The organism is Listeria aquatica FSL S10-1188 (assembly GCF_000525795.1).
GTDB lineage: Bacteria > Bacillota > Bacilli > Lactobacillales > Listeriaceae > Listeria > Listeria aquatica.
The window spans coordinates 1-19842 of the sequence record NZ_AOCG01000011.1 but is presented as its reverse complement, the minus strand read 5'-3'; the positions used below and the strand labels follow the sequence as shown (position 1 = coordinate 19842).

General features: G+C 39.9%; 18 protein-coding genes and 5 pseudogenes. 10 read left to right on the top strand and 13 right to left on the bottom strand.

Annotation, left to right across the window (positions count from 1 at the left end; genetic code table 11):
- Positions 1 to 8: 8 nt before the first annotated feature.
- Positions 9 to 490, bottom strand: a pseudogene (locus MAQA_RS08115) (divergent PAP2 family protein).
- A gap of 104 nt (positions 491 to 594) precedes the next feature.
- Here MAQA_RS08115 and menI point away from each other — a divergent pair.
- Positions 595 to 969 (top strand): 1,4-dihydroxy-2-naphthoyl-CoA hydrolase MenI, encoded by a 375-nt coding sequence (menI, locus tag MAQA_RS08110; protein ID WP_036072991.1) that lies wholly within the window; start codon positions 595 to 597, stop codon positions 967 to 969.
- Positions 970 to 1010: 41 nt separating this feature from the next.
- Here menI and mnhG read toward each other — a convergent pair whose 3' ends face one another.
- The 8 genes and pseudogenes from mnhG to MAQA_RS08070 all read right to left on the bottom strand — a co-directional run bounded on the left by mnhG (position 1011) and on the right by MAQA_RS08070 (position 8372).
- Positions 1011 to 1592, bottom strand: a complete 582-nt coding sequence (gene mnhG / locus MAQA_RS08105) for a monovalent cation/H(+) antiporter subunit G (protein ID WP_036072989.1) — start codon at positions 1590 to 1592, stop codon at positions 1011 to 1013.
- Entirely contained in the window at positions 1576 to 1863 is a 288-nt protein-coding gene (locus tag MAQA_RS08100; protein ID WP_036072987.1) for a Na(+)/H(+) antiporter subunit F1, read from the bottom strand. The genes mnhG and MAQA_RS08100 overlap by 17 nt, the downstream gene beginning before the upstream one ends.
- A complete protein-coding gene (locus tag MAQA_RS08095; protein WP_036072984.1) occupies positions 1860 to 2339 on the bottom strand; it encodes a Na+/H+ antiporter subunit E in 480 nt (159 codons plus the stop codon). Before MAQA_RS08095 ends, MAQA_RS08100 begins: the two co-directional genes overlap by 4 nt.
- Positions 2340 to 2343: 4 nt before the next feature.
- Positions 2344 to 3828, bottom strand: a complete 1485-nt coding sequence (locus tag MAQA_RS08090; RefSeq protein WP_149023345.1) for a Na+/H+ antiporter subunit D — start codon at positions 3826 to 3828, stop codon at positions 2344 to 2346.
- A complete protein-coding gene (locus tag MAQA_RS08085) occupies positions 3821 to 4168 on the bottom strand; it encodes a Na(+)/H(+) antiporter subunit C (protein WP_036072981.1) in 348 nt (115 codons plus the stop codon). Before MAQA_RS08085 ends, MAQA_RS08090 begins: the two co-directional genes overlap by 8 nt.
- A gap of 1 nt (position 4169) precedes the next feature.
- Positions 4170 to 4592 (bottom strand): Na(+)/H(+) antiporter subunit B, encoded by a 423-nt coding sequence (locus tag MAQA_RS08080; RefSeq protein ID WP_036072978.1) that lies wholly within the window; start codon positions 4590 to 4592, stop codon positions 4170 to 4172.
- Positions 4579 to 6993: a Na+/H+ antiporter subunit A gene (locus MAQA_RS08075; protein ID WP_036072974.1), complete on the bottom strand. Its 2415-nt coding sequence runs from the start codon at positions 6991 to 6993 to the stop codon at positions 4579 to 4581. Before MAQA_RS08075 ends, MAQA_RS08080 begins: the two co-directional genes overlap by 14 nt.
- A gap of 169 nt (positions 6994 to 7162) precedes the next feature.
- Positions 7163 to 8372: pseudogene (locus MAQA_RS08070) on the bottom strand (lmo2377 family MFS transporter).
- Between the two features lie 227 nt (positions 8373 to 8599).
- Between MAQA_RS08070 and MAQA_RS08065 the strand changes: the two are divergent.
- The gene (locus MAQA_RS08065) at positions 8600 to 9187 is read left to right on the top strand and encodes a peptidylprolyl isomerase (protein ID WP_036072971.1); all 588 of its coding nucleotides are present in this window, start codon (positions 8600 to 8602) and stop codon (positions 9185 to 9187) included.
- Positions 9188 to 9226: 39 nt separating this feature from the next.
- Here the strand turns inward: MAQA_RS08065 and MAQA_RS08060 are convergent, their stop codons facing one another.
- Positions 9227 to 10582: an aspartate kinase gene (locus MAQA_RS08060; RefSeq protein ID WP_036072968.1), complete on the bottom strand. Its 1356-nt coding sequence runs from the start codon at positions 10580 to 10582 to the stop codon at positions 9227 to 9229.
- 217 nt (positions 10583 to 10799) lie between these two features.
- On the opposite strand from MAQA_RS08060, the gene MAQA_RS08055 reads away from it, so the two are divergent.
- Entirely contained in the window at positions 10800 to 11111 is a 312-nt protein-coding gene (locus MAQA_RS08055) for a PTS sugar transporter subunit IIB (protein ID WP_036072966.1), read from the top strand.
- A 109-nt stretch (positions 11112 to 11220) separates the two neighbouring features.
- Here the strand turns inward: MAQA_RS08055 and MAQA_RS08050 are convergent, their stop codons facing one another.
- The 3 genes and pseudogenes from MAQA_RS08050 to MAQA_RS08040 all read right to left on the bottom strand — a co-directional run bounded on the left by MAQA_RS08050 (position 11221) and on the right by MAQA_RS08040 (position 14343).
- Positions 11221 to 11901 (bottom strand): ABC transporter ATP-binding protein, encoded by a 681-nt coding sequence (locus MAQA_RS08050; RefSeq protein ID WP_036072964.1) that lies wholly within the window; start codon positions 11899 to 11901, stop codon positions 11221 to 11223.
- Positions 11901 to 13006: pseudogene (locus MAQA_RS08045) on the bottom strand (ABC transporter permease). The gene MAQA_RS08050 and the pseudogene MAQA_RS08045 overlap by 1 nt, the downstream one beginning before the upstream one ends.
- 167 nt (positions 13007 to 13173) lie before the next feature.
- On the bottom strand, positions 13174 to 14343 hold the full coding sequence (locus tag MAQA_RS08040) for a MalY/PatB family protein (protein ID WP_036072962.1): 1170 nt from the start codon (positions 14341 to 14343) through the stop codon (positions 13174 to 13176).
- Positions 14344 to 14507: 164 nt separating this feature from the next.
- Here MAQA_RS08040 and yugI point away from each other — a divergent pair.
- The 7 genes and pseudogenes from yugI (at position 14508) to MAQA_RS08005 (ending at position 19438) form a co-directional block, all read left to right on the top strand.
- Positions 14508 to 14868, top strand: a pseudogene (gene yugI, locus MAQA_RS08035) (S1 domain-containing post-transcriptional regulator GSP13).
- Positions 14869 to 15120: 252 nt separating this feature from the next.
- Positions 15121 to 15306, top strand: coding sequence for a leucocin A/sakacin P family class II bacteriocin (locus MAQA_RS08030; RefSeq protein WP_036072961.1), 186 nt, complete (start codon positions 15121 to 15123; stop codon positions 15304 to 15306).
- A 31-nt stretch (positions 15307 to 15337) separates the two neighbouring features.
- Positions 15338 to 15586 carry a cysteine peptidase family C39 domain-containing protein gene (locus tag MAQA_RS16605; protein WP_077913584.1) on the top strand — a complete coding sequence of 83 codons (249 nt, stop codon included), beginning with the start codon at positions 15338 to 15340 and terminating at the stop codon, positions 15584 to 15586.
- 106 nt (positions 15587 to 15692) lie between these two features.
- A complete protein-coding gene (locus tag MAQA_RS08020; protein WP_036072956.1) occupies positions 15693 to 15992 on the top strand; it encodes a bacteriocin immunity protein in 300 nt (99 codons plus the stop codon).
- A 770-nt stretch (positions 15993 to 16762) separates the two neighbouring features.
- A complete protein-coding gene (locus MAQA_RS08015) occupies positions 16763 to 17188 on the top strand; it encodes an NUDIX hydrolase (protein ID WP_036072953.1) in 426 nt (141 codons plus the stop codon).
- Positions 17189 to 17260: 72 nt separating this feature from the next.
- Positions 17261 to 18614: pseudogene (locus tag MAQA_RS08010) on the top strand (glucose-6-phosphate isomerase).
- A gap of 65 nt (positions 18615 to 18679) precedes the next feature.
- Positions 18680 to 19438, top strand: coding sequence for a DeoR/GlpR family DNA-binding transcription regulator (locus tag MAQA_RS08005; RefSeq protein ID WP_036072951.1), 759 nt, complete (start codon positions 18680 to 18682; stop codon positions 19436 to 19438).
- Positions 19439 to 19842: the final 404 nt, after the last annotated feature.

The window sequence follows — 19842 nt, the reverse complement described above, 5'->3', positions numbered from 1 at the left end:
ATAATAAATTAAAAGCTGCCCATTAACCAAGCTACTAAGAGCCCGATGCCAATCCCTGTAATAGCACCAAAAAACACTTCCATCGGTTTATGGCCGAGAAGTTCTTTCAAATGTTTTTTGTTTTTTCTGCTTGTTCAGGAGCAGTGAGGCCCTTTGCATGTTCCACAAATTCTTGGAAGTCAGAAACAAGTTTATTGAGGACAGCCGCTTGCTCGCCGGCTTGTCGTCTTACACCAGTCGCATCAAACATTACAATAATGCCAAACACGACCGCGATGGCAAAGTACGGAGAATCAAATCCGTGTTCGATCGCAAGGGTTGTCATAAGAGCTGTTACTGCTGCTGAGTGAGAACTTGGCATTCCGCCGGTTGAGAACATCAAGCCCCATTCTACTTTACGTGAAATCATTAGCCGAATTGGTACTTTCACAAATTGCGCAAATAAAATTGCTACGATCGACGCCACGAGTGGCACATTTTCAAACACCATCAAAATCGCCCCAGTCTACTACATATATTCTCTTCTTATATTACCACATAAAAGCCCGCAAAAAACCGAGTTTTCGGATATAATAGAAACAAAGAGGTGAAAACATGGATTTTGGAGAACATATTGGAATTAACGAAGTAACTGTTTCAAAAGAACGAGTGGAACTGGCGCTTGAAATAACAGATCAGGTCAAACAACCCTTTGGCTACTTGCATGGTGGTGTTTCTGTTGCGCTTGCAGAACACGCAGCCAGTCTTGGAGCAGGAGAAAATGTTGCAAAAAACCAGTTGGTTTTCGGACAAGAAATCAATGCGAATCATATAAAAAGTGTGGAACAAGGCTTCATTCATGTGGAAGCGACGCCGATACATATTGGACGTTCTACACAAGTCTGGCAAGTTCGGATTACAAATGATGCGGAAGAACTTATCTGCATTAGTCGCTGCACGATCGCTGTTCGCACAAAACGCACAAAATGATAAAACAAAAGCTGGAGCGGGGGAGCCGCATCCAGCTTTTTTTATTCATCATCTTTCTTACTTTTCTCGTCATCTTCTTCAATGATTTGGTTTTCTGAGTCATCTGATTCCTCGTTAATTGCGGTTTCATCTTGTTCACGCTCTTGATCTTCATCTCGCTCGCGCTGATCAATTTGTTCCTCGCGAAGTTCCCAGTCGAGCCGGTCTTCAAGTTCTTCTTTTTCTTGGCGTGCTTTCTCGATTTGCTCTTGGCGAATAATCAAGTTACGACGTTTTTTGATATCGTCTTTCTTAACAGAACGTAACTGGTCACGAATTCGAATGGCAAGCGGGACCCCAGTGTCATACGCGGCACGATTGATTAAGTGTGAAGCAACGGGTGTAGTGAGATAGATAAAGAGAATAGCAAGCAGAACACGCGGATGGAAACCTTCGCCTGAATGAAGGAAAAAGCCGACCGTCGCAAATAAAATCAGGCTGACGCCAAACGTGTTGCTAATACCAGCTGCGTGTGTTCGTGTGTAAACATCAGGTAAGCGGATAACGCCAATTGCTGCTAGAATGCTTAGGAGTCCACCAAGTAGGATCATGATGGCTACAATGATCTCAATTATCACGTTCACGATCGATCACCTTTCCTTTCTCAATGAACTTGGAGAATGAAACTGTTCCGATGAAAGCAAGTAGCGCGATCAAAAGAATGACATCGAGATAGGCATTGGTCCTGTAAAACATCGAAAGTAGCGCTACGATGGCCACTAAGTTCATCCCAATGGAATCAAGAGCGATAACTTTATCGGAAGTTGTTGGCCCTTTTAAAATTCGATACAAGTAGAGAAAAGTGGAGATCGAATAAAGCAAAAGACCAATTGATAAGGCAATTTTGATAATCATCCGTGGAACACCTCCATGATTGCACCTTCATACGATTTTCGAATGGTAGCAATTTCTTCTTCAATATTCGGTACGTGAAGAGAGTGGACATAAATCGATTTATAGTCATCTGAAATATCAATCGAAAGCGTACCAGGCGTAAGTGTGATCATAAGTGCCAGCATCGTAACTTCCCAGTCTGTCTCAAGAAGCGTATCATAACGGAAGATTCCTGGCCGAATATTCATATCCTTTTTAAGCACGATCCGGCTGACATGAACCGTTGAAAGCACCAAATCGTGGAAAAAATTATAAAGCAATTTCACGAGCGCTAGAAGTCGAAAGATATAAAATGTAGATCCAAGAAAGCGCCGCATGAAGAATAATAATACAATTCCGATGAAAAAGCCGATCACAAAGGTTCCGAATGTAAACGACGATTCAAGAAACATCCAGAGGCAAGCTAGAATTACATTGATAATTAACTGAAATGCCATTTCATCACTCCTTTATCACGGCATCGATATAGACTTTTGGATCAACAATTGGATTAACAGCATCTTCAATGAACGGGAATACCGCGTTGGAGAACAAACCGTAAAGCACCGAAAGCGAAAGTAGAATAATGACCGGAAGCATCATTTTTCGGTAAGGGATCGTAAGCGTAAAGGTCCCCGATTTTTCTCCCCAGAACCCGCGGGTGAAGACTTTGATGAGCGACATCAACACGAACAGGCTTGAAAGTAAGATCAAGATGCCCCCTACGATTTCATGCGCACTAAAAGCACTTTCTACGATCAACAGTTTCCCAAAGAAGCCGCTTAGTGGAGGAATCCCAGTAAGTGCTATGATGGCAATAAAGAATGCCCATCCAAGCCCGGGTTTCTCGGTCATTAGTCCACTAAATTTCTTAACGGATGACGTGCCAGTAATTGCCATAATGATGCCAACGATTAGGAATAAAACAGCCTTAATCAACATATCGTGTATCAAATAATAGACGGCGCCCATCACGGATTCACGAGACATGATCGAGATGCTGAATAGAATCACACCAATGGCAATCAAGATATTGTAAATGACAATCGTTTTTAAATCGTAATAGCTAATGGCACCAATCACCCCGAGCACAATCGTAATCAGGGCCAGTATACCAAGTAGTGGCATCACGAAAGTAGTTTCTTTGGTGAAAAACAAGCTAAATGTCCGAACGATGGCATAAACTCCAACTTTTGTTAACAAGCCTCCAAATAGAGCGAGAACTGGAATCGGCGGTGCAAAATAAGAACCAGGTAACCAGAAATAAAGTGGAAATAGTCCAGCCTTCAGTCCAAAAACAAATAGGAAAAGCACAGCAACAACACTTAACATCCCGGTGTTCTGACCGTGGAGAGCGTCAATTTTTTGTGAAATGTCCGCCATGTTGAGTGTACCAATCATCGAGTAAAGCATGCCGATTGCGACAACGAAAAAGCCTGACCCAACAACGTTAATCAATAAATATTTGATCGTTGCTTTAAGCTGGATTTTTGTTCCGCCGATAACAAGCAGGACGTAAGAAGCCATTAGCATCACTTCGAAGAATACAAATAAGTTGAAAATATCACCTGTGAGGAAGGAGCCATTTACCCCGACGATCATAAACAAAACGGCCGGGTAATAAAGAAATTTCTCACGTGCTTTACCGATTGAGTAAAACGAATAAACAATGACGCAAGCAAGAATGATGCTCGTCGTTAAGACAAGCAAACTCGCGAACATGTCACCTACGATGGTAATTCCAAATGGAGCCTTCCAATTACTAACGTTAACCGTTGTAATTCCATTTGTACGCACATGGAAAACTAAGAACCCGGCAGCAACAATCAGGATAAGACTACCAGTAAGGGCGACAATTCGTTGCAAAATAATTTTCTTCGGTAAAAGCATCAAGAAAATTGCAAACAAAAATGGAATTAAAATAGGTGCTAAAACAATATTATTCATCATCGGCTTCATGTCCTCTCGTTTTGGATATGCTCTCACTGTCAAGCTCCTGATAAGCTCGATATGCAAGGACTAAAAAGAAGGCGGTGACGCCGAAACTGATGACGATAGCTGTTAAGATAAGCGCCTGCGGCAAAGGATCATTATAAAGTGAAGTGGCTTTGATCCCAAGAATCGGGACATTTCCACGTTTGATCCCACCCATCGTCAAAACGAATAAATTGACGCCATGACTGAGAATAGCAGTTCCAATAATGATTCGTAGTAAGCTTTTCGATAAAATCAAGTAAACCGCCGCTGCGAACATGAATCCGATCAGGATAGACATTAGTAATTCCATATTAATCACTCTCCCCAATCGACTGAATGATTGTAAGCGTTACGCCAACGACGACAAGATAAACGCCTAAGTCAAACAAAGTAGCTGTATGCAAAGAAACCTTTCCAAGCACAGGTAAATGTACATACGTATAAACATGCATTAGAAACGGCTTGCCAAGAAAAATACCGATAAAGCCCGTCCCAACAGCGAACAGCAAACCAACTCCAGTAATAATAAGTGTATTGATATTGAGCATGCTCTTCACCGTTTTAATATCATATGCAAGGAGGGTAAGCGTAATCGCCCCTGCACTTGTAAGTCCGGCTACGAAACCGCCGCCAGGATTATAGTGTCCAGCGAAAAACAAATGCAGTGAAAATAAAAAGATAATGAAGGCTGCTACTTTCGTGACATTTCTGAGCAGAACGTCATTCGTTTTCATTTTTCTTCCTCCTTTTCGTTAATCTTAGTTTGATCATACCGAAGATACCAATCGAGGCAATGGCGAGTACTGCTGTTTCAAAGAGGGTATCAAAACCACGGAAGTCGACTAGAATGACATTTACGATATTTTTTCCAGCGGCTTCTTTGTAAACATTATCAATATAATACTTCGAAATCGAGTCATAAAAAGTAGTGTCATAAGCCGACAAAGCGATAAGTGTTACAGTGACCCCAACGCCAATGCTGAGCAATGTTTTTGTAGAAAACAGCTTTGGTTTTTCCTCGATATTACTGAACTGTGGCAAGTGATAAAACACGAGCAGATACAGAACAACCGAAATAGTCTCGATCACAAGTTGCGTAAGCGCTAAGTCTGGCGCACTTGCGATGACAAAGAAAATACTAATCGTGTATCCCATTGCCCCAAGTAGAATAATCGACGTTATTCGCGACCTTGAAAACACAATCCCAATCAAGGTGACAAAAATAACAGCTGCGAGAACACCGTCAACCAGTGTAATTTGAGTTAAGTTGGCAAAGTCAAAGTTTAGCGAATCAGTGATGAAAAGCGTTCCTAGTACAAGCACAATGAAGGCAAATAGCATGTAGTTTAGATAGGTTCTAAGCCAGCCCGTCATCACATACATCGTTAAGCGATAAGAGCCTTGTTCCAGATAAAACATGCCATTATCATAGGCTTTCCCAATGCGGAGCGCCTTTGGAACTTTGCTTGAGATAAACGGTTTCCAACTGCGCTGTGTCTTGTACAAAAGGATCCCAAACACAATAACACCAATAGTCATGAGTAACGCTGGCGTGAAGCCGTGCCAGAAACTAATATGGATGTGGAAGCTACTTGCGTGAGAAAGCGTTGGCAAGATAGCTTTAACCGCGGGCTCTAAGAGCGGTGCAGCGATTAGATTAGGGAAAAGTCCAACCCCAACAACAAATAAGGCAAGAATACTCGGTGGGACTAACAAACCAAGCGGCGCTTCATGTGGTTTCTTAGGCAGCAAATACGGCTTTGTTTTGCCCGTGAAAGTGCGGAAGAAAATCATCATGCTATAAACAAACGTAAACACGCTCGCAATCCAAGCAACAACTGGTAAAATGATGCCCCAACTTTCTAAGTTGAAAAGATTAAGATGGATAATTTCAGTTAAACTTTCAAAAAACATTTCTTTACTTAAAAAGCCGTTAAAAGGCGGGATTCCGGCCATAGCGAACGTTCCGATAAAAGCAATCGTTGCTGTAATCGGCATGATTCGCATCAAGCCACCAAGTCTGCGGATATCCCGAGTTCCCGTTTCGTGATCGACAATCCCCGCAACCATGAAGAGACTCCCTTTAAAGGTCGCATGATTGAACAAATGGAACATAGCAGCAACAATTGCTGCAACATAGATATTATCGTTCATTGAATCGAAATGAAGACTCGCTGATCCAATTCCAAGAAGTGTCATAATCATTCCAAGTTGACTGATCGTAGAATAAGCCAAAATAGCTTTCAAATCGGTTTTCTTCGTTGCGTTAATGGAGCCCCATAACATCGTTGTGATCCCGACGATGGAAATTACGCTGAACCAAACTCCCGAAACGGCAAAAAGAGGCGTAAACCGAGCGACAATATAAAGACCAGCTTTAACCATGGTAGCGGAATGAAGATAGGCACTGACAGGCGTAGGAGCTTCCATTGCATCAGGCAGCCAAATGTGAAAGGGAACCTGAGCGGACTTTGTGAACGCTCCTAGAAGGATCAAAATCATCGCAGGGATGAAGAAGACATTTTCAGAAATTGACGAAGCACTGCCTAGAATCTCACGAATTGAAAAGCTATCAGTCATGATGTGGAGCATCAAGAAGCCACCAAGCATCATCAAGCCACCGAAAACTGTAATCATCATTGATTTTCTTGCCCCATAACGAGAGCGTTCGCGGTGGTACCAGTAGCCAATAAGTAGGAATGAACTGATCGATGTTAACTCCCAGAATAAATAAAGGACAATTAAATTATCGCTCAAAACAACGCCGAGCATGGCAGTCATAAAGATGAGTAAAAAGGCATAAAAATTATTTAATCGCTCTTTGTTTTTTCCTAAATAAAAAATGGAGTAAAAGACAACGAGTGAACCAATCCCAGTGATGAGGAGTGCAAATAAGAGGCTTAGCCCGTCAAGCACGACTGTGAAATTGATACCGTAGCGTGGAATCCATTCAAGTGTCGCTGTTGTTGCTGTCTGAGCCGTTTTTGGAATGAAAGTTAGAAAATAAATAAAGAGAGCCACGGGAATCGGAAGCGCAAGCCATCCCGTATGTAGTTTCTTAGTCCACCGGTAGAAAAGCGGAATAAGGAGTGCCGCAACAAAGGGCAAAAGAATTGCAACGTGAAGTAAAGACAATAGCAGTTCCTCCTTTTTATATCAATTAACGAGAATCGTTATTTTTTAAAGCAAGTACTTACATTTTTCGTGTTAAAAAAAAATACTAGTATAAGTATAGCATATTTTTTTGCAAGAAAAAATGCAGAGAACTCAATATCTTAAAGGAATTCTCTGCAAGTACTGTGACTTAGTCCACATTGAGGTGGCGCTTTCGGTCGGAGTGTAGCGCGTAAAGCAAAATGAAAAAAGCGACAAAAAAACATGGCACTCATAAAGAGAAATACATTATTGATGCCGATGAAGCCAGAAAGGCTTCCGCCGAGGATAGGGCCGATCACATTGCCAAGGAAGCGTGCACTTTGATTGTAACCTAACATTTCGCCCTGCATGGCACCTGGTGCTGCGAGACGAATATAAGCAGTGATGCAAGGAACCATGCCACCAAGTGCAATTCCAAATAGGAAACGGAATAAAATGAAGAGCCAAAGTTCTGTTGTGAAGGCTTGGGGAATGACAAATAATGCTGCAAGAATCAATAGGATATTTAAAATTTTCTCATAGCCATACTGATCACCAAGTTTACCCCATTTTCTTGTCATCACAAGGTTCCCGAATCCAGTGGCTGAAAAGGCAAGTCCAGACATGAAAGCAATATTGCTTGAATGCGTCATTTTTCCAACATAAAGGGCGAGAAGCGGTTGGACACTAAAATTAGCAATTTGAATGAGCGCAGTAATAATCATCACTGTAAGTAAAACCCGCATGTTAAACATTCGTTTTAAAACGGCTCGCCGAGAATAAATCATGGTGTTCGTTCCGGTTTGTGCATCGCGATTCTCTTTTAAGCCCAAGGTTACAATGATGGAAGAAAGTAGAATGGCGATACCAGTTATGGTGAATGTATTTGTAAAACCAAAAGCATCAGCCATAGCACCGCCAAAAAGTGGACCAAATAGCATCCCAGTAACACCGCCCAGTTGGAGCGTTCCGAGGATTTTTCCAGCTTCTTGTTTTGACGTTTGCCGAGCGATAAAGGCATTCGAGATACCGATAAATCCAGTTACAATCCCCATGAAGATCCTGAGGATCAATAAGTAGCCAACAGATTGGGCAAATCCCATCAGGAAGATGCTAACGGACATTCCGAATGAAGTAAAAACCAAAATTTTCTTGTACCCATATTTATCGCCAATTCTTCCCCAAATCGGTGAGAAAATAAAGGCGATAAGAAAGGTTACTCCGAAGATCAGCCCCGCCCATTTTTGTATGTAAGCGGGTGAGTGTTTACCAAAGGTTTCAATGTAAAGGGATAGAAATGGCATGATCATCGTGGTGCTCGCCGACATCAATAAGTTTGCGAGCATTAAAATATATAAATTACGTTTTTCAGTCGACAAAATTGTTCACTCCATTCTTTTTAGTTTAAAAACTAGCCGATTCATATTAGAATTAAGTAGGAATTGAAAAATCAGAGCAGCATGGACTGCGGAAAAAGGAGCACTCATGGTTAAAAAAATTATCATTTGGATTGTGGCAACGTTGCTTGTTTTATACATGGTTGCTGTATTTATCAACTTGCTTATCATCTGGTTTGGAAATTAAAAATAGACAAAGGAGCATAATTATGACATACCCTCAATTATCGAAAGAAATCGCAGAGAATGAAATCCTCGCGGAAATTGTAACAAATCGCGGAACGTTGAAAGCTAAACTTTTCCCAGAAGTCGCACCAAAAACGGTTGAAAACTTTGTAACTCATGCTAAAAATGGCTATTACGACGGTTTGATTTTCCACCGTGTTATCCCTGAATTCATGATTCAAGGCGGAGACCCAAATGGAAACGGAACAGGCGGTGAAAGCATCTGGGGCGAACCGTTTGAAGATGAATTCTCACGTCATGCTTTTAACTTACGTGGCGCTTTATCAATGGCGAATGCTGGTCCAAATACAAACGGAAGCCAATTTTTCATTGTTCAAAAGCCGGATATGCCTGAAGAAATGATTGGTCAAATGGAAGAAGCTGGATTCCCAACTGAAATCATTGAAGCCTATAAAGATGGGGGAACTCCTTGGCTTGACGGTCGTCATACGGTGTTTGGACATGTGATTGAAGGCATGGATGTTGTAGATAACATCGCTTCCGTTCAAACGGCGGCTCAAGACAAACCTGTGCACGATGTTGTGATTGAAAAAATCAACATTCAAGAATAATAGCGAAAAGGCGCACCGCAGTCGGTGTGCCTTTTTTCTTTAATGAGACTTGAAAAATTCTTCGTAAAGTGCACGGATTGCTGTTTTTTCAAATTCTTTTTTGATGCCGAACATAATACTCACCTCAGAAGAACCTTGGTTGATCATTTCGATATTGACCCCTGCGTTAGCAAGCGCCCGACTAGCACGATAAGTCGTTCCGATGTTGTGCCGCATCGATTCGCCAACGATCATAAGAAGCGTGATATCACGCTCAATATTAACATAATCAGCCTGAAGCTCCTCTGTGAGATTCTTGATTAAAGTTTGTTCAAGGTCTGGATTTAGTTGGTTATCACGCAAAATAACCGTGAGATCATCAATACCTGAGGGCATGTGCTCGAAAGTAAGTTGATATTTTTCCAAAATAGATAACACGCGTCGTCCAAATCCGATTTCTCGGTTCATTAAGTATTTGCTAATATAAATTTGGCTAAAGCCGTTATCGCTTGCAATTCCGACGACTGGGCGCGCAACCTGTTCATGTGCGTTGACAATTTTCGTACCACAACAAGTAGGGTTGTTCGTATTTTTGATATGAACAGGAATGCCCGCTTCGAAGGCTGGAAGGAGCGCCTCTTCATGGAAAATGGAAAAACCCGCATAAGATAGCTCGCGCATTTCCCTGTAAGTTAATTCGTGAATTTCTTGAGGATTATGGACAAACGCAGGATTTACGGTGAAAACGGCATCAACATCAGTGAAATTTTCATAAAGAGAAGCTTTCACCCCGTTTGCAAGAATCGCGCCTGTAATATCTGACCCACTGCGAGAAAATGTGCTGATTTCTCCAGATTTTGTATAGCCAAAAAAACCAGGAAAAACAACGAGTTCGTTTGCTTCACGTAAGTTGTAAAGGTTCTCGTAAGATTCTTGCAAAACCTGAGCATTCGCATGTTCCGCCGTTACAAATAGCCCAGCTTCCTTCGGGTTGTGATAGCGTGCTGGTATACCTCGCGCATTAAAAAAAGCAGCAACTAATTTGGCGTTGTTGTCTTCACCACTTGCTTTTATTCGGTCCATGAACCGATCAGGATTCGATTTGTCACTTGCAAGAATCGCCTGGAGATCAGAACGGATCGACTTGATAACCGCGAGCTCGGTTCCAGTATTTGAAGCGATTTCCTGATAGCGGGCAACGATTTGCTCAAATAATTCCGCAGTTTCTTCTTTCAGTAATGCTTTTGTAGCAAGATCAATCAGTAAATCCGTTACTTTGACGTCTTCTTTAAAACGTTTGCCTGGCGCTGAAACAACCACAATTTTTCGGCTAGAATCTGCAGTGATGATTTGGAAAATTTGTTCAAAATTAGCGGCTGAAGCTAGCGAACTCCCACCAAATTTTACTACTTTCATGTCTTCACTCCTGTTCGCAATAGTTCTTTTTTTATTATGTCCCTTTTTTCACAAAAGTGCAATTTCTTTTGTTTGAATAAATCAACTTCTTGGAAAATAATGAAATCGTTTTGAAAAAGTATATACTTTTTAAGTTCTTTTGCTTGAGAAATGATGCTAGAATAATGTATAATGAAAAGGTAATCATTAAGCGTTTCAATTTGAAAGGAAGATAAAAATGAAAAAGATCGTTTTATTCTGTTCAGCTGGTATGTCTACAAGTTTACTGGTCACAAAAATGAGAGAAGCAGCAGAGAAAAAAGGTGATGAAGCGGATATCGATGCTTATTCCATTTCCGAGCTCAATGAAAAAATTAAAGATGCAGATATTGTTCTTATTGGCCCACAAATTCGCTATGAAGAAGGCAACGTGAAAAAAGCTGTTGATGGTCGTATTCCGGTTGATGTTATCAACATGCAAGATTACGGTACAATGAATGGCGATGCGGTTTATAGTCAAGCTGTGAAATTGATGGATGAACATCAATAAGAAATAGATTTCTAAGCAATAATAATGAAACTAGCAAATGCTCAATTTGCTAGTTTTTTTATTCGAAAAAGCCACTCCCAAAAGGCAGTGGCTTCGCTTTTTGACAAAGTTAACGATCCTTTCGTAATTGACCGTCCTCAATTCGGTAAACATGATCGCACAAATCAAGCATTCGCTCGTCATGAGTAACCATGATGGCAGCGCGTTCCGTTCCTTCTACTTCTTTTCGTAGCAACTCTACAACTTCTCGGCTGCGTTCGCTGTCTAAGCTTGCAGTGGGTTCATCAGCAAGGATGATAGCAGGCGAGTTAATGAGCGCACGTGCGATAGCCACTCGCTGTTTTTCACCGCCCGATAAATCTTTCGGGTAAAACTTGGAACGTGAATCAAGACCAAGTTCGTGAAGCAATTCCAACGCTTTCTTGCCCGCTTTCTCTTTAGAAGTTCCAGCCCGTTCAGCAGAAAAGCTAACTTGGTCCTTCACTTTTAGATAAGGGACGAGATGAGCGGCTTGAAAAATAAATCCGATTTCTCGCAGGCGAAGTGCCGTTTGCTCTTTTTTTGAAAGACCTGAAATATCTTTTCCGTTCAAGAAAATTTTTCCAGAACTCGGTGAAAGAAGCGCCCCGGCAAGCGAAAGAAAAGTACTTTTGCCAGAACCGCTGGGGCCGACTATCGCAATTAATTCTCCTTGATTTGCCTCGAAATCAGTTGCATGCAAAGCGTGCACAGTATCTGGGCCAGACTTATAATTCTTAGCAACAGCTTCAAATTTTAAAATAGTCGACATTACTCATCACCTCCGCGAATAGCATCTAGTGGATCTACTTTATTGATGCGCCACATCGAAAGTAGTGACCCAATCAAAGCGACAATAAAGAAAATCAAGCTGTAAGTGACGATGGTGCTAAGAGAAAGCTCGAATGGCATCGCATCTGGAAGAACGCTTGGTAATAGCAATGTGATACCCACGCTGATAATGATGCTGATTAGTGAAATAACGACCACTTGTGCAACAATGCTCATCGCGATATAACTAGCTTTCGTTCCAAGCGCCTTGAGGATTCCAAACTGCGTTGTTTTCTGTAGCGTCATAACATAGAAAAATGCTGTAAGAATAAAGCCGCCGATGACAATCAAGAAGTAAATCATCATGTTAAGCGTCATTTGTTCAGCAGAGTATCCGGGGATTTGATCTAGGAAAGCCTTTTGATCAAGCACTTCAAGTGACAATCCGGAAAGCGAAACTTTTTTTGTCGCTATTTTCAGGCTTAATCAGGATGGCACTTACTTCCGGCGTTTTTTGGTGATATAAAATAGGATTAATAGCTTGCCAAGTGGGCATGTTGATGTAAACAACTGGCGCATGACTATATTTTTTGGTTTTCCGTAAAACCAACAATTGTAAGTTCTCGGTTTAAGATGTCATCCATGAGCACGTCGCCAAGTTTAATGCCTTCTTTTTTTAACGAAGTATCGACGACGATTTCATCTGGTTTGCTGACTTCAAGTCCTTTTCCTGATGAAATCTTAGGGTCGAGAAAACTCCCTGGTTGAATGGCGAAAAAAGCGATACTGAATTTTTTATCATCTTTTTCCCGTTTTAAAGTTTGCATGGATTGTCCAAGTACAGCAGCATCAGCCACGTTTTCTTGTTCCTTAACTTTTGAAAGTTTGCTTTCTTCAAATAAAGAACGAGAAACTTTCCCTTGTGCATCTTTTGCGATGGCGTAGTAAGGGACATTGTTATCTGATACAGACGAAGCATTATCATAAGCGAGTCCGTTTGCAAGTCCTGATAAGATAAGCGATAAAAGCATAATTAAAACCATGATTCCAGTTACAAGTATGTAGCGGAGTTTCGAGTATCGCATCTCGAGAAGTCCTAAACGCATAAAAAATTCACTCCTTTAAATTGAAAATCGGCAATCTAGCTTCCAGTTTTTGTAAAAATGTTCACTTTAAAGTATAACAAGGAATGCTTAGAAAAAGTAGTGCAATCGCTTGATAACATAAAACGGTTTCCCGTTTTGTTCATCGGGAAACCGTGTGATTGAATATTTTATTTTTGGATCCCTTTAATCAAGCACGTGATCCCGTTTTCTAAGGTAGATCTTGGGCAGGCAATGTTTAGGCGGATAAATCCTTTTCCATTTTCACCAAAATCAGATCCCATTTGAATACCGCAACCAGCGTCAATGATATCTTGATAAATCTTCTCGTCAGACTTAGCGACTTTTCGGACATCTAGCCACATTAAATAGGTAGCTTCTAAATTAGCAACTTCCACTTCTGGCGCATAGCGCTCAAATTGATCTTTGACGTAGTGGTAGTTTTCAAGTACGTAAGCTCGCAATTCATCAAGCCAAGCCTCACCTTCGCGATAAGCCGCACAAAGTGCGATTTGACCAAACTCGTTGATTCCTGCAGCATGGACGTATTTCTGCCAAGCTTCGATTTTCTCGCGATATTTTTTATTTGGAACAATCAAATAAGAGACTTTTAAACCTGCGAGATTAAAGGTTTTTGTTGGTGCCATAAGCGTGATGATTTGTTCTTGATATTCGGGACAAGCTTTCATGAGTGGTGTATGTATGAAAGGCTCCATCACAAGGTCGGAGTGGATTTCATCCGAAACAATCAGGACCCCATGACGCTTGCAAAGCTCTACCATTTTTTCTAGCTCATCAGGATGCCAGACTCGCCCACCTGGGTTTTGTGGATTACATAGTAGAAAAAGTTTGATATCTTGATTTTTTAATTTAGCTTCCATATCTGAAAAATCAATTTCAAAACGGTGATTACGAAATTCTAATGGAGTTGTGATAACCTCGCGCTCAAGCTCTTCGCCAGCTACTCGGAAAAATGGCGGATAAATCGGCGAGTGCATTAAAACTTTATCTCCCTTTTCAGTAAGTGAACGAATTGCGAGCGATATGGAAGGAACGACAGCCTCATTAAAAAGCACATCCGAACGGTCAATTTTAAACCCGTGCCGCTTTTTATTCCAATCAATGAGTGCATCAAGCATTGGTTCTACAGAATTTGTATAACCGAACACCCCGTGATCAATTCGACTTCTAAAAGCATCTAAAACTGGCATTGGAGCTCTAAAATCCATATCAGCAACCCACATTGGGATTACTCCCTCACGACCAAACAATTCCTTTGCGCCATCCCATTTTGCAGAATTTGTGCCGAGACGCGATATAACCTCATCAAATTGACTCATGTTAAATCCTCCCTTATTTATCGAAATTCTCCTTTCTCATTGTAACATACCCGCGTTTTTTGCAAGAAAAGAATGAACCGAAAAAAGAGAAGAAGATGGCAGGAAAGGCGAACGAGTGTTATAATAATTTTTATCCATTAAATGAGAAAGTAGGTGTTGTTCAGATGAGTAATTTTCAAGCTGGAGATGTTGTGACTGGCAAAGTTGTTGGCATCCAAGGTTATGGAGCCTTTGTTGCGCTCGATGACAAAACACAAGGTCTTGTTCATATTTCCGAAATTACGCATGGCTTTGTTAAAGACATTCATGATTTTCTTGAAATTGGTCAAGAAGTGCAAGTCAAAATACTCGAAATTGATTCAGAGCGAAACAAAATTAGTTTATCAATGCGTGCCCTTGAAAAAACAAAACCAGCACAAAAAAACGACATCTAAAAAAGAATCACAAAATGCAGACGAGGGCTTTAACACGCTTCGTGATAAGCTAGAAGAGTGGATCAAAAAAAGCAGATCGCTAAACAAGTGATAAACAGGATTTTCCCCCAAGTTGGGATTTCTTTTCCTCAGTTGAATTGAGGCTTTGATTTCCTGAAAAACGCTTCCCTATTAATCATGGGGGAGTTTATTTTTTTATAATTAGATTTCTATCAATTATGATGTATGTTGCAAAAATTGCATTTCAGTTGATAGAGTGATATTGTAATTATGCGAAAAGTTTTTTATTTTTTTTTAAATAAAAAACTTTTCACATGCTACTACATGATTGGAGTGATGTTTTATGAAAAACATGACGAGATTAGATTCTACAGAGATGGCAAAAACGATTGGCGGGAAATACTATGGTAATGGGGTGTCCTGTAATAAAAAGAAGTGTTCAGTAGATTGGGGAAAAACCATTGGAATTATTGGTAATAATTCTGCGGCCAATTTGGCGACTGGTGGAGCTGCTGGTTGGAACAAATAAAAATTAATGAGAATGCCCGACCATAGTATTTATGGAGGGGTATTTTTTTATAGGTGATCTTTTGAGACAAAAATTAATAACACAGTGTAATGAAGTGGATTGCGAAATCGCATGTATGCAGATGATATTAAATAATTATAAATCAAGGGTTTCGATAGAAACTTTGAGGGATATAACAGATACTGATCAAGAAGGAACTGGTGCTTTAGGAATGGTCAACGGTTTTGAAAAACTAGGTATAAACTGTGAGGCGTATAAGGCTGATAATACCGTAATGTGATACTATCTTTAATCTGGACAATGGAAGAACCTGCAGTATATAGCTGAATTATTGATTTGAGAATAAAGTAATGGCTACAATAAAATAATTTAAGGAGTGGAGTATCATGGGGAAATTAAAATGGTATTCAGGCGGAGATGAGCGAAGTGATCAAGTGATAGTTTTTATTGTTGAGCTGTTGAGTGAATTAAGCAGCAATCCAAAAAATGCATCTTTATTAAAGATATTAGATCATTACAAAAGCGAGTTAGAAAGAAAAGAGTCTGCTGTGCCTTTGATTTTGAGTCGAATGAATATAGATATTTCTGGTGTGATTAGAAAAGGTGAAATTTCTTTAACACAAACTCAATCGAATAAACTTAAGAAGTTGAGGTCTCTATCAAATATCAGATACGGTTACTATTAAAAGGCATCTTTATAAAGGGTGAAAGAGAATCGCTGGGTTTTTAATAAATAATACCTATACCTATTTCAATTGTTTCTTTGTCCGTATTCATATAAGGTAACATAGTGCCTTTTGTAAAAACGTAAGAAAGTGTGGTCAATTCCGAAAAAAGAGGACAGAAACCGTTAAACGAAACTATTTACAAGATAGCTTCTTAGCGATTCTGTTCTTTTTATTTTACATTAAAATTCTTCTTTTGAAGGTGTATTTATGGCATTCTTATTCATAACGCCATGTAGTTTGGAATTGGGAAGTAATATTATTTCATAGGAAGGGATAGTGTCTATTGAGAAACTATAGGTAAGCTTTTGCAATTAAAAGTAATCACTTTTAAACTATATCTTCTCTTTTTTTGGGAGGGGAACAAATAGATAAGGAGTAGTAGTTGCGTAAATGAACAGACAGCGGTATGATAAAAACAATACTTTAATGAACCAGTTAGACGAAAGAGTCTATCGCAGGTAAATAGTATTTTTTTAAAAAGTATAAAACAATTTTCTTGCAAGGTTTCTTATAATAGCACTTAATCGTTTAAATGAATATTAAATTAGGTCGTTGTATGAGACGAAGCGAGAATCCGTGCTTCACTTAAGATGTCTGACAATTCTATTTTTAATTAATACTTTGAGTCTAAGATTAAAAGATTTTTTTAAAGTAAATTTTTAGACTATTTATTCTAGTTAGGCTATTAAGAAGAAAATGAATGAATTTGAGTGGAAAGGGAGTGCGCCATGAAAAAGACAATAAAAGTGGAGGGTTTTATTTATAATAGAAAAAGGGATGAAATTCTTGCAGTACGAAAACGAGATTTATCTTGGGGACTTCCAAGTGGTGAAGTAGAACCCGATGAAACAATGGAAGAAGCATTGATACGTGCGATAAAACAAGAAACCAATATTGATATTTCTGTGGCCAATTTGTTGCACTGCTGGGAAAGAAGAACAGCGTGGGAGCATGTTTGCACATTTGTTTTTCGTGCTTTTCCAAAAGGTGATTTTGTAGTTCCAAAGACGGAAGAAATTGCTTTTCGTGTAAAATGGCTATCTGTTGCTCTAGCAGATGATATGCTGCCTCTCGAATATTCCTCGCTTAGCTTTTTACTAGATGCCACAGGAGCACATTATGATCATTGTAACGAGTTTCCAGCAAATCAGTGACTATCCTTGCGAAAGTTGGGTATATGATATAAAGTTAATGCAGAATCTTTTTTAATTTTTGGAGGGAATAAAATGACTCATATTAATTTTGATTATTCCAAAGCGTTGCGTTTTTTTTGACGAGCACGAGCTAGACTATCTAGAACCTGCTGTTAAAGTCGCGCATGATATGCTACATAATGGAACTGGTGCGGGAAGCGACTATTTAGGTTGGGTGAACTTGCCGAGCGACTATGACAAAGAAGAATTTGATCGCATTTTGAAAGCAAGCAAGAAAATTCAAAGTGATTCTGAGGTGTTAATCGTTATTGGAATCGGCGGTTCTTATCTTGGAGCTCGCGCAGCTATCGAAACGCTAAACCATTCTTTCTACAATGTATTGGATAAAAAAGATCGCAAAACGCCACAAGTGTTTTTTGCGGGGAATAGCATTAGTTCTTCGTATCTTCATGATTTAATTGAAGTAGTTGGTGACCGTGATTTCTCTGTGAACGTTATTTCGAAATCAGGAACAACAACAGAACCGGCGATTGCTTTCCGAGTATTTAAAGAAATGCTTGAGAAAAAATATGGGAAAGAAGGCGCGAAATCTCGTATTTATGCAACGACTGATAAAGCGAAAGGCGCGCTAAAAACCCTTGCAGACAGTGAAGGCTATGAAACCTTTGTTGTGCCTGATGATGTTGGTGGACGTTTTTCTGTGCTTACAGCTGTTGGTTTACTTCCGATCGCTGCGAGTGGTGTAGACATTAAAAAAATGATGGACGGCGCAGAAGTTGCAAGCAAAGACTTTGCAAAACCTTCTTTGAAAGAAAATATTGCTTACCAATATGCAGCAGCTCGTAACGTACTTTACCGCAAAGGAAAAGTAACGGAACTTTTGATCAGTTATGAGCCAGGTCTTCAATATTTCAACGAATGGTGGAAACAATTATTCGGAGAAAGCGAAGGAAAAGACAAAAAAGGCATTTACCCATCAAGTGCAAGTTTTTCGACAGATTTGCATTCACTTGGACAATATATCCAAGATGGACGTCGTAACTTATTCGAAACCGTTGTGAAGGTGAAAAACCCGCGGCATGACTTGACTATTAATAAAGAAGAAGTCGACCTAGATGGCCTTAACTATTTAGCAGGCGAAACCGTTGACTTTGTAAACACAAAAGCATTTGAGGGAACACTTCTTGCGCATACAGATGGAGAAGTTCCAAACTTTGTCGTAGAAGTCCCGTCACTTGATCCTTATACATTCGGCTACTTAGTATACTTCTTTGAAAAGGCTGTTGGTATCAGTGGCTATCTGAACGGTGTAAATCCATTTGATCAACCAGGTGTTGAAGCGTATAAAGCTAATATGTTTGCGCTTCTTGGAAAACCAGGGTTTGAAGATAAAAAAGCTGAGCTTGAAAAACGGTTGAACGACTAAAAACAAGAGATACAAAGCCTTCAATTTTTTGAGGGCTTTTTTCTTTGAAAGGAGATGGGAACTTTATGCTATCAATAGAGCGAAAAAGAGCGATTGTGCGCTATGTGAAATCAAGGAAAGTGGCTACTGTTTCTGAGCTCGCTAAGCATTTTGATGTACATGAGGCGACGATTCGACGTGACTTAACGGCTTTAGAAAAAGACAAAAAGTTAAAACGCACACACGGCGGAGTTATGCTTGAAGAAAAAGTGGTTTCTGAGCCAGACTGGAGTAAACGCAGTGAAGTTCGTTATGAAGAAAAGCGCCGCATTGCTACCTATGCGGCTGAAATGGTAGAAGATGGAGATACGATTTTACTAGATGCAGGAACGACAACAGGGTATATTGCGGAAGCATTGAAAGAACGACAAGGGCTGACGATTATCACAAATGACATTCGTGCTGCTTCAATTTTACGTTTTTCAAAATCGAAAATCATCGTAACTGGTGGAGTTATCTATCCAGAAACTTATATTCTAAACGGTATGATTGCGGATGAAACGATTCAAAATATTCATGTGCATAAAGCGTTTGTTACGACGCCAGCATTAGATGTAGACAAGGGATTGATGCATTATGATGAATATTTGGTTTCTGTGAAAAAAGGAATCTTGCATTCAGCTGATGAAGTCATCTTGATTACAGATCATACAAAGTTTGGAAGAATTTCTCTCTTTAAATATGCTGATTTGGATGAAATTTCCTGTATTGTTACTGGAAAGGAGCTTGATCAAGTTTTACTGAAGCAATTTGAAGAAAAAGGCGTTTATATCTATTTAACATAATATGTGCTTAAGTCTGCTTAAAGGCTGAAAAGTGAGGGTTTGTGGAGTCATATATGAATGAAGAAGATTTTTATTCAAAAAAAATTATAAAATCTATTGACGAGAGGCTTAAAAATTGGTATATTAATAAACGTTGCTGATGCGCTAAACACGCAACGCCAACTCAAAAAATCGACCTTTGAAAACTGAACAAAAAGAAGACGAAAAAGCGATGAGACAATATGTTTCACCAATCAATTCGCAGGACAGGAAATCGAGAGCGATTTCCAAAAAACAAGCAAGAAAGCTAGCAAAGTCAATTTTGACGCTAAGGAGACTTATTCACGGTGTTGGATAAGTATTCAAATTCCATTTATTTTAAAGAGAGTTTGATCCTGGCTCAGGACGAACGCTGGCGGCGTGCC

Excerpts from the sequence above, each read along its gene's own strand:
- menI (WP_036072991.1), top strand. The coding sequence starts at position 595 with ATGGATTTTGGAGAACATATTGGAATTAACGAAGTAACTGTTTCAAAA.
- MAQA_RS08100 (WP_036072987.1), bottom strand. The coding sequence starts at position 1,863 with ATGATTATCAAAATTGCCTTATCAATTGGTCTTTTGCTTTATTCGATC.
- MAQA_RS08095 (WP_036072984.1), bottom strand. The coding sequence starts at position 2,339 with ATGGCATTTCAGTTAATTATCAATGTAATTCTAGCTTGCCTCTGGATG.
- MAQA_RS08090 (WP_149023345.1), bottom strand. The coding sequence starts at position 3,828 with ATGAATAATATTGTTTTAGCACCTATTTTAATTCCATTTTTGTTTGCA.
- MAQA_RS08085 (WP_036072981.1), bottom strand. The coding sequence starts at position 4,168 with ATGGAATTACTAATGTCTATCCTGATCGGATTCATGTTCGCAGCGGCG.
- MAQA_RS08080 (WP_036072978.1), bottom strand. The coding sequence starts at position 4,592 with ATGAAAACGAATGACGTTCTGCTCAGAAATGTCACGAAAGTAGCAGCC.
- MAQA_RS08065 (WP_036072971.1), top strand. The coding sequence starts at position 8,600 with ATGACATACCCTCAATTATCGAAAGAAATCGCAGAGAATGAAATCCTC.
- MAQA_RS08060 (WP_036072968.1), bottom strand. The coding sequence starts at position 10,582 with ATGAAAGTAGTAAAATTTGGTGGGAGTTCGCTAGCTTCAGCCGCTAAT.
- MAQA_RS08055 (WP_036072966.1), top strand. The coding sequence starts at position 10,800 with ATGAAAAAGATCGTTTTATTCTGTTCAGCTGGTATGTCTACAAGTTTA.
- MAQA_RS08050 (WP_036072964.1), bottom strand. The coding sequence starts at position 11,901 with ATGTCGACTATTTTAAAATTTGAAGCTGTTGCTAAGAATTATAAGTCT.
- MAQA_RS08040 (WP_036072962.1), bottom strand. The coding sequence starts at position 14,343 with ATGAGTCAATTTGATGAGGTTATATCGCGTCTCGGCACAAATTCTGCA.
- MAQA_RS08030 (WP_036072961.1), top strand. The coding sequence starts at position 15,121 with ATGAAAAACATGACGAGATTAGATTCTACAGAGATGGCAAAAACGATT.
- MAQA_RS16605 (WP_077913584.1), top strand. The coding sequence starts at position 15,338 with ATGGAGGGGTATTTTTTTATAGGTGATCTTTTGAGACAAAAATTAATA.
- MAQA_RS08020 (WP_036072956.1), top strand. The coding sequence starts at position 15,693 with ATGGGGAAATTAAAATGGTATTCAGGCGGAGATGAGCGAAGTGATCAA.
- MAQA_RS08015 (WP_036072953.1), top strand. The coding sequence starts at position 16,763 with ATGAAAAAGACAATAAAAGTGGAGGGTTTTATTTATAATAGAAAAAGG.
- MAQA_RS08005 (WP_036072951.1), top strand. The coding sequence starts at position 18,680 with ATGCTATCAATAGAGCGAAAAAGAGCGATTGTGCGCTATGTGAAATCA.